At 73.0% G+C, this 15,805-nt stretch carries 16 protein-coding genes, 1 tRNA gene and 2 pseudogenes; 9 read left to right on the forward strand and 10 right to left on the reverse strand.

The window, feature by feature from the left end; genetic code table 11:
* The first annotated feature begins 161 nt into the window (after positions 1–161).
* Positions 162–234, forward strand: a tRNA-Arg gene (locus STRBO_RS0133260).
* A 76-nt stretch (positions 235–310) separates the two neighbouring features.
* Here the strand turns inward: STRBO_RS0133260 and STRBO_RS0133265 are convergent.
* Together STRBO_RS0133265 and STRBO_RS0133270 are read right to left on the reverse strand one after the other, a co-directional pair.
* Positions 311–1,151, reverse strand: a pseudogene (locus tag STRBO_RS0133265) (aquaporin).
* A 6-nt stretch (positions 1,152–1,157) separates the two neighbouring features.
* On the reverse strand, positions 1,158–1,457 hold the full coding sequence (locus tag STRBO_RS0133270) for an ArsR/SmtB family transcription factor (RefSeq protein WP_005479483.1): 300 nt from the start codon (positions 1,455–1,457) through the stop codon (positions 1,158–1,160).
* Positions 1,458–1,538: 81 nt separating this feature from the next.
* On the opposite strand from STRBO_RS0133270, the pseudogene STRBO_RS40730 reads away from it, so the two are divergent.
* Together STRBO_RS40730 and STRBO_RS0133280 are read left to right on the forward strand one after the other, a co-directional pair.
* A pseudogene (locus STRBO_RS40730) lies at positions 1,539–1,899 on the forward strand (arsenate reductase ArsC).
* A 167-nt stretch (positions 1,900–2,066) separates the two neighbouring features.
* Positions 2,067–2,354, forward strand: coding sequence for a chaplin (locus STRBO_RS0133280; RefSeq protein ID WP_020115467.1), 288 nt, complete (start codon positions 2,067–2,069; stop codon positions 2,352–2,354).
* A 155-nt stretch (positions 2,355–2,509) separates the two neighbouring features.
* Here the strand turns inward: STRBO_RS0133280 and STRBO_RS0133285 are convergent, their stop codons facing one another.
* The 8 genes from STRBO_RS0133285 to chpG form a co-directional block, all read right to left on the reverse strand.
* On the reverse strand, positions 2,510–3,376 hold the full coding sequence (locus tag STRBO_RS0133285; RefSeq protein WP_005479487.1) for a tyrosinase family protein: 867 nt from the start codon (positions 3,374–3,376) through the stop codon (positions 2,510–2,512).
* Complete coding sequence (locus STRBO_RS0133290) at positions 3,360–3,818, reverse strand: tyrosinase family oxidase copper chaperone (protein ID WP_381211735.1); 459 nt, start codon at positions 3,816–3,818, stop codon at positions 3,360–3,362. Before STRBO_RS0133290 ends, STRBO_RS0133285 begins: the two co-directional genes overlap by 17 nt.
* Before the next feature lie 91 nt (positions 3,819–3,909).
* Positions 3,910–4,419 (reverse strand): hypothetical protein, encoded by a 510-nt coding sequence (locus STRBO_RS0133295; protein WP_028796985.1) that lies wholly within the window; start codon positions 4,417–4,419, stop codon positions 3,910–3,912.
* A 383-nt stretch (positions 4,420–4,802) separates the two neighbouring features.
* Positions 4,803–5,408, reverse strand: a complete 606-nt coding sequence (locus STRBO_RS0133300) for a vitamin K epoxide reductase family protein (RefSeq protein ID WP_005479492.1) — start codon at positions 5,406–5,408, stop codon at positions 4,803–4,805.
* Positions 5,408–5,905 (reverse strand): DUF5949 family protein, encoded by a 498-nt coding sequence (locus tag STRBO_RS0133305; RefSeq protein WP_005479494.1) that lies wholly within the window; start codon positions 5,903–5,905, stop codon positions 5,408–5,410. The genes STRBO_RS0133300 and STRBO_RS0133305 overlap by 1 nt, the downstream gene beginning before the upstream one ends.
* Positions 5,906–6,104: 199 nt before the next feature.
* Positions 6,105–6,395: a hypothetical protein gene (locus STRBO_RS0133310; RefSeq protein ID WP_020115470.1), complete on the reverse strand. Its 291-nt coding sequence runs from the start codon at positions 6,393–6,395 to the stop codon at positions 6,105–6,107.
* Positions 6,396–6,578: 183 nt separating this feature from the next.
* A complete protein-coding gene (locus tag STRBO_RS0133315) occupies positions 6,579–7,427 on the reverse strand; it encodes a hypothetical protein (protein ID WP_037627661.1) in 849 nt (282 codons plus the stop codon).
* 191 nt (positions 7,428–7,618) lie between these two features.
* Positions 7,619–7,858: a chaplin ChpG gene (chpG, locus tag STRBO_RS0133320; protein WP_005479502.1), complete on the reverse strand. Its 240-nt coding sequence runs from the start codon at positions 7,856–7,858 to the stop codon at positions 7,619–7,621.
* A gap of 297 nt (positions 7,859–8,155) precedes the next feature.
* On the opposite strand from chpG, the gene STRBO_RS0133325 reads away from it, so the two are divergent.
* From STRBO_RS0133325 to STRBO_RS0133350, 6 genes are read left to right on the forward strand one after another with little or no spacing between them, the layout of a single operon-like run.
* A complete protein-coding gene (locus tag STRBO_RS0133325) occupies positions 8,156–9,298 on the forward strand; it encodes a DUF3344 domain-containing protein (RefSeq protein ID WP_028796986.1) in 1,143 nt (380 codons plus the stop codon).
* A 39-nt stretch (positions 9,299–9,337) separates the two neighbouring features.
* Positions 9,338–10,510 (forward strand): glycosyltransferase family 4 protein, encoded by a 1,173-nt coding sequence (locus STRBO_RS0133330; protein WP_005479504.1) that lies wholly within the window; start codon positions 9,338–9,340, stop codon positions 10,508–10,510.
* Positions 10,507–11,961: an exopolysaccharide biosynthesis polyprenyl glycosylphosphotransferase gene (locus tag STRBO_RS0133335; RefSeq protein ID WP_020115471.1), complete on the forward strand. Its 1,455-nt coding sequence runs from the start codon at positions 10,507–10,509 to the stop codon at positions 11,959–11,961. Before STRBO_RS0133330 ends, STRBO_RS0133335 begins: the two co-directional genes overlap by 4 nt.
* An 11-nt stretch (positions 11,962–11,972) precedes the next feature.
* Positions 11,973–13,310 carry an O-antigen ligase family protein gene (locus STRBO_RS0133340; protein ID WP_020115472.1) on the forward strand — a complete coding sequence of 446 codons (1,338 nt, stop codon included), beginning with the start codon at positions 11,973–11,975 and terminating at the stop codon, positions 13,308–13,310.
* Positions 13,307–15,067 (forward strand): murein biosynthesis integral membrane protein MurJ, encoded by a 1,761-nt coding sequence (gene murJ / locus STRBO_RS0133345; RefSeq protein WP_202498819.1) that lies wholly within the window; start codon positions 13,307–13,309, stop codon positions 15,065–15,067. Before STRBO_RS0133340 ends, murJ begins: the two co-directional genes overlap by 4 nt.
* Positions 15,051–15,800 (forward strand): polysaccharide deacetylase family protein, encoded by a 750-nt coding sequence (locus STRBO_RS0133350; protein ID WP_237547330.1) that lies wholly within the window; start codon positions 15,051–15,053, stop codon positions 15,798–15,800. Before murJ ends, STRBO_RS0133350 begins: the two co-directional genes overlap by 17 nt.
* Positions 15,801–15,805: the final 5 nt, after the last annotated feature.

Below are 15,805 nucleotides of genomic sequence, written 5' to 3' on the forward strand. Positions count from 1 at the left end.
TACCTGCCTGCGATTATCAGGACCGCTTCACCGAACCTCCACATTGAGCCACGGAGGCGAAGCAACAGGGTCAAGGACTCGGGAGCCCTATCCTTGTCCCCGGCAACGTCACGGATCAGCCCACACCCGGGCAGGCACCAGGACAGAGGCCACCACACCCGGCCCCCGTAGCTCAGTGGATAGAGCAGGCGCCTTCTAAGCGCTTGGCCGCAGGTTCGAGTCCTGCCGGGGGCGCCCACTCCTCACCCTCCTCCCGGGAGGGCTTTTTTCTGCCACGGCGGCTCGGACCACATGCCCCTCCAGGGCCGGGTCACACCCATCGGTCGGCGGCCGACGGGGCGGTGACACGCCGCGCGCGCGCCGCTGGGCGGCTCGAAGATGGCCAGATGACGGCTACCAGCCCCAACCCGATCGCCCCACCCACGAGTTGCGCCCCCACGAACCCGGCGACCGACCCCGGCGCGATGCCCGCGAAGGTCTCGGTGAAGGCGCGCCCCACCGTCACCGCCAGGTTGGCGAAGGACGTGGGCGAGGTGAACCAGTACGCCGAACCGATGTACGACGCCACCGCCACCGGCGCGAATCGCAGCCGGTCGGAACGGGCGAGGCCGAGGACCAGCAGCACCAGGCCCGCCGTCGCGACCACCTCGGCCAGCAGCAGGTGCCCCGCCGAACGCTCGTGCGTGGAGCACTTCACCAGGGGCTCCGCGAACATCGCGTCCGCGAGTACGGCTCCGGCTATCGCCCCGACGGTCCGCGCGGCGACGTAGGCGACCGCCTCCCGACCCGTGACGCCCGTGGCGCCCGCCGCCCCCGCGGCCTCCCGGCCCCGTACACCGCCGCCGCCGCGCCGCCGCGCCGTCCACCACTCGGCCGAGGTCACGACGGGATCGAAGTGCGCCCCGGAGACCGGTCCGAACAGGGCGATCAGCACTCCCAGCCCGAAAACGGTGGCCAGGGAAATCGCCGGCAGCCGCACCCCGACGTCAGGCGTCAGGCGTCAGGCGTCAGGCGTCAGGCGTCAGGCGTCAGCGCGGTGGCCTGATGCCGGACCCGACGACCACGGTGACCGGTGCCGCCGTACCGACGAACTCGGCGGCGACGCGCGCCCCCAACGGCGTACGCCCGGGCGCGACGGCGACCGCGTCGATGCCGGTTCAGGAACAGGACCGCTTCACGTCGTTCTCGACAGTCACCCGCGCGGCCTCCGCCAGTTCGGCGAAGCCGCCCGCGAGGGAGGCGAGGACCTCCGGCCGGAGTCGGTAGTACGTCCACCGCCCACACGGTTCCGTCTCCACGATCCCGGCCTCGCGCAGCACCTTCAGATGGTTGGAGAGATTGGTCTGTCTGGCGCCCGTCTCCTCCACCAGATGCGTGGTGCAGAGGGTCTCACGGGCGAGCAGGGTGACGATCCTGAGGCGCAGCGGATCGGCCAGAACCCGGATCAGGTCCCGCATCGCATCCCGATCCGGATCCCATGACCTCCCCCCCTCGCCTCCGTACTCTTCGTCTGCGTCCACAACGCGGGCCGTTCCCAGATGGCCGCGGGTTTCCTGACGCACCTCGCGGGCGACCGGATCGAGGTCCGCTCGGCCGGTTCCCTCCCCGCCGACCGGGTCAACCCGGCCGCGGTGGAGGCCATGAAGGAGGTCGGTGTCGACATCACCGGCGCCGCGCCCAAGGTGCTGACCACCGAGGCCGTTCCAGGCCTCCGACTACGTCATCACCATGGGCTGCGGCGACGCCTGCCCGGTCTTCCCCGGCAAGAAGTACCTCGACTGGGCGCTGGAGGACCCGGCCGGACAGGGCGTCGAGGCGGTCCGACCCATCCGCGATGGGATCAGGACCCGCGTCGAGGCCCTGATCGCGGAAATCACCGAGAACGACGCCCGGTCCTGAGCACCTTCGGCCGGATCTCCGCACGACCGGCCGCCCGCCCCGCCCATACTCCCGTTCGGAACGGGTGATCCCCCGGCAGACGCCGTGACCCGCGGCGCACGGGCGCGTTGAAGGGGCGTGCGGCCACGAAGTGGGGGTCGTGCTCACCGATCAAGAAGGAGAACGTGATGTCTCGCATCGCGAAGGCAGCCGTCGTCACCCTCGGCACGTCCGCCGTCGTGCTCAGCGGCGCCGGCCTGGCCGCGGCGGACGCCGGCGCCGAGGCCAAGGCCATCGGCTCGCCGGGTGTCCTGTCGGGCAACATCGTCCAGGCCCCCGTCCACGTGCCGGTCAACCTGTGCGGGAACACGATCAACGTCGTCGGTCTCCTGAACCCGGCCTTCGGCAACGTCTGTGTCAACAAGAGCCACGACAACCACAAGGGCAACCCCGGCCCGTCCGGCTACGGCCACTGACGGGGCCCACAGCCCCGAGCGTCACAGCAGCGACATGGCAGTGACAAGAAGCCCCCGACGGTGTCCCACCGTCGGGGGCTTCGCGCCTTTCCCGGGAATCCGGAAGACCGCAACCGGCCACCCGGGCCGGCGCCGCTCACCCGTACCGCAGCCGCTCACCCGTACCGGTACACGTGCCCGATCGACTCCAGCGCGCCCGGGGTCACGTTCCAGGGCGGCATCCGCTCGTCGCGCGCGACGATCCGCCCCCGCTGGGAGTCACCCTTGCCCGGCGGCTTGGCCGGCAGGTAGCGCGCGCCCCGATGGCGCTGCTGCCAGCGCGTCCACTGCAGGTCGATGAAGGCGTGGTGCAGCCAGAAGACGGGGTCGTTGACGGAGGCGCCGCCGACCATGTGCCCGCCGACCCATCGGTGCACCCGATTGTGGTTGAGCCAGGAGCCGTTGCCGGTGCCCTGGCCCCACCCTTCGAGCCGGTTGCGGAAACCCCCGCGGGTGACCGAGTTCCAGGGAGCCTTGTCGTAGACGGACTCGGCGAGCGCCGCGTCCAGGTCCCGGGCGGTGGGCAGGCCGACGGGGTTGCGCGGGTAGCCGAAGTCCCGGGTGAGGTACTCGATGTCCGTGAGCCCTTCCGTGATGGTCCACCGGCCCGTCCCGTACGCGAACGGACCGGTCGTCACCCGCAGGTCGGAGCGCCGCCCGTTGCCGCCGAGCAGATCGGCCGTCCAGGGCACCGACGTCGTCGTACGGTCCCGCGTCCAGTCCCAGTACGGCACGGTCACCGAGTCGTCGATCCGGCGCAGGGCCTTCTCCAGCTCCAGCACGAAGCGGCGGTGCCAGGGCAGGAAGGAGGGCGTCATGTGGGCCGTCCGCAGACCGCCGTCACCGTCGGAGACGTAGTGGTCGATGTGCATCCGCACGAATTCGTCGTACTCGCCGCGCTGTTTGAGCTTCAGCAGCGCGCCCACGAATCGGCGCCGCTCCGTGCGCGTGAGCGTGCTGACGTCCTTACGCGTGTAGACCATGGCCGACCGCTCCCTCCGCCGTCTCCCCCACGCGCAGGCGCTGCGTGGTCCCCAGTTCCTCGACGGCGGCGCGGGTCGCCTCCAGTGCCGTCGGGTACGAGCGGTAGTGGTCGATCATGCTCAAGTACGTGCCGTCCGCGCGGCGCATGAGATGCAGCGGGCGCCCGTCGACGGTGACGTCCCACTCGCCGGGGCCGGGCGTGCGGGCCCCGAGATAGGCCGTCTGGCCCGTGTCGGCCCTGACCCCCCGGATACGGCGGCCCCGGAACGTCTCGTCGAAGTCGGCCTCCTCGGGCCGCGCCGACCGGCGGGGCCACGCGGCGGCGACGACGGGGGCCACGGCCAGGGCGACGGCCGACGCGCCCAGGGCGCGCAGCACGTTGCGGCGCGTTCTGCTCCGGCCGGCTTCGGGGTCCACCGTCACTCTGCTGACGAACAACACTCTCTCCTCGTCGTGTTCGGTAGCGGTGACCCCCGGACGGCCGGGCCCTGGCTGTCAGGGCCCCGGGCCTCGTCTCCGTGTCGCCGCGGGCTCAGACGAGCCCGAGGTGCGCGGTCGGCGCCGTCCGCAGCAGCGGGGTGAGGACGGCCACCTGGGGGTCCTTCAGGCTGGGCAGGCCCAGCGCGTGGGGGTCGGGCGCGGTCAGTGGGGTGTCCACGTTCAGCCCGGGGGTCAGGGTCCGCAGGTCGGCGGCGGGGGCGTCGACGCCGAGCCGCTCGAAGCCCTCCCCGACGACCCGGGGCAGCGGGGTCTCGGCCTTCAGCCCCGGCAGCGCGGTGCCGAGCGGCACCTGAGGCAGGCTGCTCGCGGGCAGCAGCCGTCCCTCGACGTACTTCGGTCCTCCCTGGGGAGCGCCCGGCATGAGCAGCGGCAGCTCTCCGCTCAGCTTGGGCGCCTTCACGTTCAGGGAGTGCTCCACCCCTTCGAGCGGCAGGGGGACGGGAACCGTCTCGGCCGCGACGGCGGGGGCGGCGGAGGCGCCCATCGCGGCCGCCACACCGGTGACGACGGCGGCAAGGGTTCCTCGTGTGGTCGGCTTCATCTCGGTACGGTCCCTTTCGAGCATGGGCGGATCCGCGATCGGCGAGCGTGGGGATCGGCCGGATCGACGGATACGGAATCGGCGGTGCGCGAGCCGTGCTGCGGGGCTCGGCGCCCGTACCGGGTGAACGATCCGGGGATCTCCCACAGTTCAAGATTCGCCCGACTGCCGCAATAATCCGAGAGGCCTATGAACCCATTTCCGCATCGCCCCATTCCCTCATTCCCTCATTGCCTCATTGCCTCATTGCCTCATTGCCTCATTGCCTCATTGCCTCATTGCCTCATTGTTCTATTGCCTCGAAGTCCTCTGGCCTCATCGGTCTTTGACCGTCGTCCTGCCGCCCACCGGCCCATTGCACCACTCACCTGTCGATCCGTCGGTCAGCTTGTCCAGAAGTCCCACCATCGGGTCAGGACGAGCATCCCGATCACTCCGAGGTGCAGCACCGGGAGCACCCAGGTGAACTCGGCGAGAAAGCCGCTCAGCCAGGCCGGCGCGGGCAGGAAACCGTTGCGGACGTCGAAGGAGAGCAGGTACCAGAAGAGAACGATCGTGGCGATCCACGCCAGGCAGCACCACAGACAGAGCGAGTTGATCCGGTACAGCGACTCGAACTGCAGCCAGGTCACGAAGCCGACCCCGAACAGCGCGCCCGCGCCGAAGGCCAGCCAGTACCAGCGCGGGAACACCGCTCCGGCCAGCAGACTCACGCCGACGCAGACGACGACCCCGTAGGCCACCAGTCCGAGCATCGGGTTCGGGAACCCGAAGGCGGATGCCTGGTCGCTCTTCATGATGTTGCCGCAGGAGACCACCGGGTTGAGGCTGCACCCGGGGGTGAAGTTCGGGTCCTCCAGCAGCTTGAACTTGTCGAGCGTGATGACCCAGGACGCGAGCAGACCCGCCGCGCCGGTGAGCAGCAGCAGGATCGCGAAGGCACGGCCGCCGCCGGCCGTGCGCGCCGGCCGCCCTGCCGGGACGGCCATCAGCCGCGCAGGCTGCGGGCCGGCAGGAGGACGTGGGCGGCGCTGGTCAGTGTCTCGGGGTCACCCGCGAAGGCGGCGAGGGCCGCGGGCTCGACGGGCATACCGGGCCGCGCCTCGGGCCAGGGGCGGGTGGCGAACAGCAGGTAGGCGAAGCCGCGGGTGCCGACGGCGGCGAGCCACTCCGGCGGGGCCGGGCACTGGGCGTTGAGCTGCGGCAGGGTGACGACGGCCTGGCCGGCCTCGACGAGCAGGGTGACCGGCAGGCTGGGGTGGGTGGCGCCGTCGACGACCTTCTCGCCGATGGACAGGCCGAGACCGGTCAGCAGATCCGCCACGGCGGCCGTGGAACCCTCCGGTCCGTTCCGGCCGTCGCCCAGGGTGTAGGCGAGCAGATAGGGCATGTCTCCGTCGGGGGCTTCACCGCTCCACGCCATGACGACGAGCGTGCCGAGGTCGGCGGGACGGAAAGGGCGGGTTTCAGCGGAAGTTGAAGTCACCGCGGAACCCTATCCACGCCCGCCAAACGACTCGGCCGCGTTTTCACCCGACCGGGCGACAGGCGACGACCGACCACACGAACGAGGGACACGTCTCGAACACCGGGGAATTCACTCGACGGAGGAGCGGAAAGCGCGTCGGGCCGGTTCCGCTTTTTCCGGCGGAACCGGCCCTGGGCACACACGGCGAAAGGAAATGTCAGCCCTGGAGGGGCAGACCGCCCAGGAGCTTGCTGGGGCCGCCGGGGGCGTTGAGGGCCTTGGTCGCGCCGCTCACCGTGTGGAGGACGGAGCCCTTGTTCTCCGTGTCGAGCGCGTTCGACTGCTGCTGCAGCGGAGCGGGCGCGATGGGCCCCTTGAAGAGCGTGTTCACCGCGCCGTTGAGGCTGGTGGGCGTGACGTCCGTGGCGTCGTAGGCAAAAGCCGGTGCGGCGGCACCGGCGATGGCCAGGGACCCTGCGACGACAGCGGCGGCCTTCAGCGACTTCATCGTGTTCCTCTCCTCGGATACTGGAAGCACTGCGCCGTGTCCAACGAGCCCCCGCGCCGACGGAAACCCCGTTTCGGACAGGTCATATCTGACGCCGAACAACAGGTCATACGAAACACCCGTCGGACCGACCGGACGGCGGTCGGCCCGACGGCCTGCGGAGAGCCTCTGCCAGGGGAATTCTCAGCGCACGGGCGGCACGGCCGGCGGCTGTACCGGCACCGTGTCCGTGGAGGGCGTCACCGGCAGCTCCGCCGGGGGCTGCACGGCCGGCAGGGCGACCGGGGCGGGCAGGCCGCTGCCCAGGAGGATGGACCCGATGAGCTGGACCAGGCCGGCGACCACGCTGTTGACGGCGGGCAGCACCTGGCCGAGGTCACCGGAGGTGACCGCCTTGAGCAGGGTGTCGACCGCCTTCTGCAGGGCGGTGAGCGCGTCGGTCACCGGGTTCGCCGCGACGCTGCCGGCCGGGCTCACGAGAGCACGGTCGAACGCCGGCAGCGTGACCGCCTGCTGCGGAGCGGCCGGCACCACGGGGGCGGCCGGGGCGGTCGGCACCGACGGCAGGGAAGGAGCCGCCGGGACGGACGGGACCGTGGGCGTCGTCGCAGGCGGGACGGACGGGGCCGTGGGCGTCGTCGCCGCGGGCGGGACGGCGGGCGCGGGCGGGACGACCGGCTGGGCGACCGGCGGAACGGCCGGCGAGGTCACCGGCGCACCCGCCTTGGCCCGGTTGATGGCGTTACGCACCGCCTTGCCCAGCTCGGCCGCCCGGTCGGCGGAGAGCTGGCCGTTGTCCGCCTCGAGTACGGCGTCGAGCAGATCGGTCACCGGCTTCAGCACTCCGCCGAGGTCGCCGAGACCCTTGAGCTGGTCCTGGAGCGCGTCCGCGCCGGGGACGGGGGCCGCCGACCGGGCGCGCTCGCGCGCCGACTCGACGTCGGCGGCCAGGGCCGCCGGGGCGGTGACGCCGAGGAGGAGCGTGGCGCAGAGCGCGGAGACCGCGAGACGCCGTGCGGGCAGAACACGCATGGATGTTCCTTTCATCGGTGCGAGAGATCGTGCTTTCACCGTGAAATCGGTGATCGCCGACTGCAACCGATGGGGCCCCATCCGGAGCAACACGAACCGGCCGCCCTCCCCGTGGGGAGAACGGCCGGTTCGTGTGGAACGTGCGAACGTCAGTCCGGAGACGTCAGTGCGGGGACGTCAGTCCTCGAACGTCAGTCGTTGAAGCACTTGTTGCCGAACGACGGGTTCAGCAGACCGATGACGTTGATGGTGTTACCGCACACGTTGACCGGGATGTGGACCGGAACCTGCACGACGTTGCCCGACAGCACGCCCGGGGAGTGGGCGGCGAAGCCCTTCGCCTCGCTGTCGGCGGTGGCGACGCCGGCGGTGCCCGCCACGGCCGCGGCAGCAACGGAGGTCAGGGCCAGGCCCTTCGCGATACGCGACATGGAGAGGTGCTCCTTGGAGTTGATGCAAAAACACTCGGGCGGGGGTGCCCGGCGGTGAGTCAACGCGTGGCATGCGTCCGGGGTTGTGCCTCCAAAGGGGTGATCTCGCAGAACGCCCGCTTCACCGTTCCGACACAGTTGGCGCGTTCCGTGGATAAGTACGCATAGCGGGATAGAGTGCGCATCTCCCCACAAAACCGCGACCTTTATCAGATCCGCACATTTTCTGCCCGTCGAGGGTCCGCGGCTTTTCCCCGACGAGCACCCGAACGAGCTCCCGAAAGGGCACCGCCGGTCATGCGAATTCACCCGGGTCCTCTGCTACGCCGCGCGATGGTGGGCTGCTGCGCCCTCGCCGCCCTCTGGGGGCCCGGCGCTCCCGCGACGGCCGCGCCACCCGCCCCCTCGCCCGAGGCCGAGCGCCTGGCGTTCGCACAGCGATACCGGGCGCTGCAGCACGGCGGGATCGTCCGCGCGGCCAACTCCTCGATCACCTGCCGTGCGGCGGTACCGGCCGCCTCGCCCGCGGCCGCCCCCTCCACGACACCGCCCGCGCCCGCGGTGTCCTCGTGCGCCGACGCGCGTGCGGGGCGTACGGCCGTCAACGACGACTTCGACATGTTCTACATCGACGTCGACCGGGACCCGAACACCTACAACTCCAGCCGGGGCGAGGTCCGGCTACCGCCGGGCGCGCGGGTGTCGTACGCGCGGCTGTACTGGGGCGGGAACCTGCGGGTGGGTGAGCAGAAGCCGCCGAAGGACAACGGGCGGGTGCTGATCGCGGAGCCCGGCGGCGCGTACAAGGAGGTGCTCGCCGACTCGGTGGTGGGGCACCGGGTGGCGCGGGGCGCGGACGCCTTCCAGGCCTCGGTGGACGTCACGGAACTGGTGCGCTCCAGCGGGTCGGGGCTCTACACGGTGGCGCAGGTCAATGTGGCCATGGGCCGTTCGGCGGCCGGCGCGTGGGGCGGCTGGACGCTGATGGTGGCGTACGAGAACGCGACGGAGCCGCTGCGGCACCTGGCGATGTGGGACGGGTTCGACACGCTCGCGCCGAACGGGGAGCAGCGGGTCGGGTCCACCGCGATGGCGCTGCCCGAACGCGCGCGCGGGGTCGTCGGCCTGGTCGCCTACGACGGGGACCGGGGGAGCCGGGGCGATTCGCTCACCGTTTCGACCGGACGGGGTCCGGCCGTCGCGCTCGGCGACGCGGCCAACCCGCGTGACGACGTCCTGAACTCCACGATCAGCGAACCGGGGACGCTCGCCGCAGGACGTACGCCGACGTACTCGAACACGCTCGGATACGACTCGGACGTGCTCGAACTGGACGACGAAATCCGGCGCGGCGGTGACCAGTTGGCCTTCCGGCTCGTTTCGCAGCGGGACGCGGCTTGGGTCGGGGCGCTCTTCGTCGCCGTCGACGCCAAGCCGTGACGCGCGCCGCCCGGCGCCGCCTCTGAGCAAGGAACCCGCATGCAACTGTCACCATCCGACCCTCCGTCGCGGGTCCTGCACGTCACCCAGCCGGTCGACGGCGGCGTGGCCCGTGTCGTGACGGACCTCGTGCGCGCCCAGCTCGCCGACGGCCTGCGCGTCGCGGTGGCCTGCCCCGACGGCCCGCTCGCCCCGGCCCTGCGCGCGCTCGGCGCGGACGTACGGCTCTGGGCGGCGACCCGGTCGCCCGGCCCCGCGCTCGTGTCCGAGGTGCGGGGGCTGCGGCGGATCCTCGACGGCGTTCGGCCCGAGCTGGTGCACGCGCACAGCGCGAAGGCCGGGCTGACGGGCCGGCTCGCCGTACGGGGGCGGGTGCCGACCGTGTTCCAGCCGCACGCCTGGTCGTTCGAGGCGGTGGACGGCGTGATGGCGGGGCTGGCGCTCGGATGGGAGCGGGCGGGGGCGCGCTGGGCCTCGCGGGTGGTGTGCGTCAGTGAGGCTGAGCGGGTCACCGGGGAGCGGGCCGGGGTACGGGCGCGCTGGACGGTGATCCCGAACGGGGTCGACGCCGGCCGCTTCCACCCCGCGGCCGTGGACACCGTGCGCGCCGGCATCCCGCTGCTCGCCGGCGTCGATCCGGCTGCTCCGCTGGTGGTGTGCGTGGGGCGGCTGTGCCGGCAGAAGGGGCAGGACGTGCTCCTCGCGGCCTGGGACGCGGTGCTGCGGCAGGTGCCGGGGGCGCGTCTGGTGCTGGTCGGCGACGGGCCGGAGGGTGAGCGGCTGCGGGCTCTGGCCCCCGAGGGCGTGCTGTTCGCCGGGGGTGTCACGGACGCGGTGCCCTGGTACCAGGCCGCCGATCTGGTCGTCCTGCCGTCGCGGTGGGAGGGCATGGCGCTGGCGCCGCTGGAGGCCATGGCGTGCGGGCGGCCGGTCGTGCTCAGCGATGTGGACGGGGCCCGCGAGAGTCTGCCGCCCGGCCAGGAGCCGGTGCCGGTCGAGGACCCCGCCGCGCTCGCCGGTGCGGTCGCCCGGCTGCTGCGCGATCCGCTGCTGCGCGAGTCGCTCGGCCACCAGGGCCGCCATCACGTACTGACCACGCACGACGTGCGGCACACGAACGAGGCCGTCGCGGACGTGTACCGCGCACTGCTCGGCGGTACGGACGGCCGACGCGGGAAAGCCACCGAGTGCAGGGAGTCCATCCACACGTGACTGCGGAACGTACGGAAAGCACCGTCCACTCCCCCGGTGGACAGCAACGCGAGTTCGGCGGCTCGTCCGTCTCGGTGGTCCCGCCGCGCGAGACCCTCGGCGGCCCGGCCCTCCCGGCCGGCCGGCGGCCCGTCGCCCGGCCTCCCTCGGGGCTGCCACTGCTGACCGCGGACGGCAGCGCGGCCCTGCTCGCGGTGCTGGCACTCACCGACGACATGACTCCCGGGCGGCCGCTGATGGTCGCCGTCCTGACCCTGGCCGTGGCCGTGCTGAACGCCCGGGCGCGCCTCTACCGGCCCCCCGCCGTGCCCGCCGTGCTCGACGAACTGCCCGCCGTGTGCGGACGGATCGTGCTCGGCTGGTGCGTGCTCGGCGCCGGGGTGGCCGCGCACTCCCCCGACCACGCACTCGCCGCCCATGAGCTGGCCCTCGGCTGCGCCCTGCACTCGGCGGCGGCCTGTGTCGGCCGGGGCACGGTGCACTGGCACCGGCGCCGGGCGCTCGTCAGACGCCCCGGCACGGCCCTGGTGGTGGGTCCCGCGGCGACCGCGCAGCGCGTGGCCGCCGCGTTCCTGCGCCACCCGGGGTGCGGCATCCGGCCCGTCGGTGTGGTCGCCGACCAGGCCTCCGGGACCGAGGGCCTGCCCGTGCTGACCACCCCCGAGGAAGTGCGGCGGGCGGCCGTGCAGAACGGCGTCCGGGCCGTGCTCGTCGTCGGCTCCCGCATCGAACGCGCCCCGCTGCTGCGCACCCTTCAGGACGACGGCTGCGCGCTGTGGGAGGTGGACCCCGAGTCCCCCTCCTACGACCGGGACGGCTCGACCGAACTGCTCGCCGGGTTCGCCTGTCGGCGACTGGAGCTGACGGTCAGCCATGAGGCCTTCGGCAAGCGTCTGTTGGACGTGGCGGTCTCCGGGGCGCTGCTGTTGCTGGTGAGCCCGTTACTGCTGGTGTGCGCGGTGGCGCTGCGACTGGGCGACGGGCCCGGGGTGGTGTTCCGCCAGGAGCGGATCGGCCGGAACGGGCTGCCGTTCACGCTGCTGAAGTTCCGCACCCACCGCCCGGCCGACGCACACGAGGCGGCGACCCGGTGGAGTGTGGCGAACGAGCAGGAGATGGGCTGGTTCTGCCGCTTCCTGCGGCGCAGTTCGCTGGACGAGCTGCTGCAGCTGTGGAACGTGCTGCGCGGCGACATGAGCCTGGTCGGCCCGCGCCCCGAACGGCCCTACTTCGTGGCCAAGTTCGGCCAGACCTATCCCGGTTACGCGGCCCGGCACCGGATGCGGACCGGGATCACGGGCCTGGCCCAGGTCACCGGGTTGCGCGGCGACACCTCCATCGAGGACCGGGCCCGCTTCGACAACGCGTACATCGACAACTGGTCGCTGTGGCAGGACCTCTGCATCCTGGTGCGCACGGCCGCCGCGCTCGTCCGTCCGACGGGGAGCTGACCGTGACGTCTGTGCGCGCTGCGGCGCCCGTCCTGCCCGTGGTCGCCGTGGTCGCCGCGCTCGCGCTGCCGATCACGCAGGGCGCCGAGGGCGGCGCGACCCCGGCCGACGCCGTCTCTGGGCTGCTGGTGCTGTTCTGCGCCGTGCGGCTGCTGCGGGACCGGCGGCGCCCCCTGAGCCGTACGGCCGCGGTCGTCCTCGGACTGCCGGTGGTCGGGCTCGCGATGGCGACGGCCGGGGCGGGTGACCCGGGGGCCGGGGTCGAGGGGTTCGGCCGGTATCTCCAGATCTTCGTGCTGGTGCCGGTGGCGGTGCTGCTGTGTGTGCGCGGCCGGTCCGACTTCCGGGTGGTGGCCTGGTCGTTCGTGGGGCTCGCGCTGTGGCAGGGCGCCGTCGGGGTGCACCAGTTCGCCACCGGGACCGGGGCCAGTTACGCCGGTGAGGACATCCGGGCCGTCGGGACCTTCGGGGCCGGGGACGTCATGGGGATGGCGACCGTCGTGTCGTTCGGGCTGGTGTGCGCGGTCGGGCTGGCGCTGGCGCCCGTGACGGTGCGGCAACGGGCCTGGGCGGTGGTGTGCTCGGTGCTGCTGGTGCTGCCGCTCGCGGTGTCGTTCAGCCGGGGCGCGTGGATCGCCACGGCCGCGGCGTGCGGACTGCAGGTACTGCTGGCCGGGCTGCGACGGGCGGTGGTGGTCTGCGCGGCCGTCGCCGCCGTGGGCGTGGTCCTCGTCGGCGGGCTCGGGATCGGGTCCGCGATGATCCAGGACCGGATCAGCAGCATCACCCACGTCGCCGACGCGCCGGACCAGTCGGTCACCGACCGGTACACCATGTGGGCCGCCGCCGCCGGGATGTGGCGCGAGCAGCCGCTCGCGGGCGTGGGGCTGAAGGGCTTCCCCGAGCACCGCGACGGCCACGCCTCGCTGGCGCTGTCCGCCGGCAGCGACATCGCCGGCGCCGGCACCGCCTACCAGAAGCAGCCGCTCCTCTCCCCCCACAACATGTACCTGCTGGTCCTGAGCGAGCAGGGGCTGATCGGTTTGACGACACTCGGCGGGAGCTGGCTGGCGCTGGCGGGGTGCGGGGTGCGGGGGCTGGCGCGGGCCCGGCGCGAGAGCGGGCCTCGCCGGACCGGCGGGCTCGACTGCGGGCTCGTCGCCTGTGGGCTGATCACCTGGGTGCTGGTCGACTTCGTGTACGCGGACATCGGCGGGCCGACGACCGTGCTGACGGCCGTGTGCTTCGGCCTCGTGGCGTGGTGGGCGCTGGCGGACCGCACCGCCACGGGTGCCGCCCCGTCCGGGGCCGTTGCGTCCCGCGTACCGGAGGGGGCCGGGGCACGATGACCGGAACTCCCCCGCACGCACCGCGGCAGACCCCTCCGGCGGCACCGGATTCCGGTGCCGTGGACCCGGCGCCTCCCCCTTCGCACACCGTCGACCCCGTCCCCCCGGCCCCCGTCCCCTCGGTGCCCGGCGCGCGGGCCGCCGAGCCCTCGGAGGTCGCGCCGCCCACGGGGCGGTTCCTCGCGAAGGCGACGCTCGTCACGGCGGCGCTCACGGCGGCCGCCGCGCTGCTGGGGCTCGGCCGGGACCAGTCGCTGTCGTACCTGTTCGGGGCCGGCAGCGAGACGGACGCGTTCCTGGTGGCGTGGACCGTGCCGGAGTTCGCGGCGACGCTGCTGATCGAGGACGGCATGGCGTTCGTGCTGGTGCCCGCGTTCAGCGTGGCCGTGGCCCGGCGGGCCAGGGGCGGCGCGGGCGCCGACCCGGTCCGCTCCCTGGTCGCCTCGACGCTGCCCCGGCTGGTGCTGGCCTTCGCCGCGTCGGCCGTCCTGCTCATCCTCGGCGCGCCCTACCTCGTCGAGGCCCTCGCACCCGGGCTGCCCGACCCCCGCCTGGCCGTCGACTGCACCCGGCTGACCGGCACCTGTGTCCTCACCTTCGGCCTGGCCGGCTACTGCAGCGCGGCCCTGCGCGCCCACCGCCGGTTCATGGCACCCGCCGCGATCTACGTGGCGTACAACGTCGGGATCATCACGGCGATGTTCGTGCTGGGCGGGCGCTGGGGCGTGCGGGCGGCGGCCCTCGGGGTCGCGGTGGGCGGTGTGCTGATGATCGCCACGCAGCTGCCGGCCCTGCTGCGGCAGCTGCGCCGCCCGAAGCGGGACCGTGGGGCCCCCGCGCCGCCCGTGGGCCCCGAGGCGCTCGCGTCCGGGGACGACCGGGACGCCGCCCGGCCCGTCGAGCTGACCCTCATCACCACCGTGCTGCTGTTCGCGCTGTGCCGCCAGTCCCAGGTCCTCATCGAGCGCTTCCTCGGCTCGACGCTGCCCTCCGGAGCCATCTCGCACCTCAACTACGCGCAGAAGGTGGCCCAGATCCCGATGACGTTCTCGCTGATGCTGTGCACCGTCACCCTCCCGGTGGTGGCGCAGGCGATGGCGGAGGGCGACACCGAGCGGGCCCGCAGCCGGGTGGAGAAGGATCTCGCGCTGGTGTCGTGCATCGTGCTGCTGGGCGCGGCGGCGATCTTCGCCTGCGGTCCGCAGATCATCGAACTGCTCTTCCAGCGTGGCGCGTTCACCGCGCGGGACACCGCGGCCACCGCCGCCGTGATGCGGGTGTACGCCCTCGGGCTGCTCGGCCACGCCCTGGTGAGCGCGCTGGTCCGCTCCTACTTCTCGGCGGGCCGGCCCACCTGGTACCCGCTGGCCGCGATGGCCTCCGGGATCATCGCGACCTCGTGGATCGGCGCGGCCACCGTCGACTCCTGGGGCGTCCTCGGCATCGCCGCCGCCAACGCCATCGGCATCACCCTCACCGCCCTGCTCCTGCTGCGCGGCATGCGCGGCCGGGCGGTGCCGATCCGCACCCGGCAGGTGGTCGGCGAGATGAGCCGGCCGGTGCGGGCGGCCGTGGCCGCGGGCGTGGTGGGGATGTACTGCGCCGACCGGTTCGACTCCCCCGTGCTCGGCCTCGCCGCCGGCGGCGCGGTCGTCGCCCTCGTCTTCGTCCTGCTGGCCTCGGCCCTGGGCGCCTCCGGTGTCACCCCCGCCCTCCGTTCCGTCACACGAAGGCTGCCGTATGTCCGTAACCGCTGACCCCAGACCGACGACCGCCGCCACCCCGCTGTGGGTGGCCATGTACCACTCGGTGGGCGACTGCTCCGAGGACCCCTACCGCATCACCGTCTCGCCCGACCGCCTCGACGCCCAGCTCGGCTGGCTGCGGCGGCGCGGGCTGCGCGGGGTCGGCATGGCCGAGCTGCTGGCCGCCCGCGCCCGGGGCGAGGGCCGGGGCCTGGTGGGGCTGACCTTCGACGACGGGTACACGGACTTCGTCGACACCGCGCTGCCGCTGCTGCGCGCCCACGGCTGCGGAGCCACGCTCTTCGTCCTGCCGGGACGGCTCGGCGGCGAGAACGCCTGGGACCCGCTGGGCCCGCGCAAGCCGCTGCTCGACGAGGAGGGCATCCGGACGGCCGCCGGGACGGAGGGCATCGAGGTCGGCTCGCACGGGCTGACCCACGTCGACCTCACGAAGGCGGACGACGAGACCCTGCGCGCCGAGACCGCCGACAGCAGAGCACGGCTCGCGGAGCTGACCGGCGCTCCCGTCCAGGGCTTCTGCTACCCGTACGGCACCCTCGACCAGCGGGCCGCCGACGCCGTGCGGGACGCCGGGTACGCGTACGCCTGTGCCATCGACCCCGGCCCGCTGAACGGCCCGTACGCGCTGCCCCGGGTGCACATCGGCGAGGAGGACACGGCCCTGCGGCTGCTGCTGAAGCGGAAGCTGCACCGGCTGCGCCGCCGTCCCGTCGAGGGGGTCTGAGCCGA

This window comes from Streptomyces bottropensis ATCC 25435, assembly GCF_000383595.1.
In the GTDB taxonomy this organism is placed as follows: Bacteria; Actinomycetota; Actinomycetes; order Streptomycetales; family Streptomycetaceae; genus Streptomyces; species Streptomyces bottropensis.

Coding starts and splice junctions, on each gene's coding strand:
- STRBO_RS0133270 (WP_005479483.1), bottom strand. CDS start 1,457: ATGCGGGACCTGATCCGGGTTCTGGCCGATCCGCTGCGCCTCAGGATC.
- STRBO_RS0133280 (WP_020115467.1), top strand. CDS start 2,067: ATGTCTCGCATCGCGAAGGCAGCCGTCGTCACCCTCGGCACGTCCGCC.
- STRBO_RS0133285 (WP_005479487.1), bottom strand. CDS start 3,376: ATGGTCTACACGCGTAAGGACGTCAGCACGCTCACGCGCACGGAGCGG.
- STRBO_RS0133295 (WP_028796985.1), bottom strand. CDS start 4,419: ATGAAGCCGACCACACGAGGAACCCTTGCCGCCGTCGTCACCGGTGTG.
- STRBO_RS0133300 (WP_005479492.1), bottom strand. CDS start 5,408: ATGGCCGTCCCGGCAGGGCGGCCGGCGCGCACGGCCGGCGGCGGCCGT.
- STRBO_RS0133310 (WP_020115470.1), bottom strand. CDS start 6,395: ATGAAGTCGCTGAAGGCCGCCGCTGTCGTCGCAGGGTCCCTGGCCATC.
- STRBO_RS0133315 (WP_037627661.1), bottom strand. CDS start 7,427: ATGCGTGTTCTGCCCGCACGGCGTCTCGCGGTCTCCGCGCTCTGCGCC.
- chpG (WP_005479502.1), bottom strand. CDS start 7,858: ATGTCGCGTATCGCGAAGGGCCTGGCCCTGACCTCCGTTGCTGCCGCG.
- STRBO_RS0133325 (WP_028796986.1), top strand. CDS start 8,156: ATGCGAATTCACCCGGGTCCTCTGCTACGCCGCGCGATGGTGGGCTGC.
- STRBO_RS0133330 (WP_005479504.1), top strand. CDS start 9,338: ATGCAACTGTCACCATCCGACCCTCCGTCGCGGGTCCTGCACGTCACC.
- murJ (WP_202498819.1), top strand. CDS start 13,307: ATGACCGGAACTCCCCCGCACGCACCGCGGCAGACCCCTCCGGCGGCA.
- STRBO_RS0133350 (WP_237547330.1), top strand. CDS start 15,051: ATGTCCGTAACCGCTGACCCCAGACCGACGACCGCCGCCACCCCGCTG.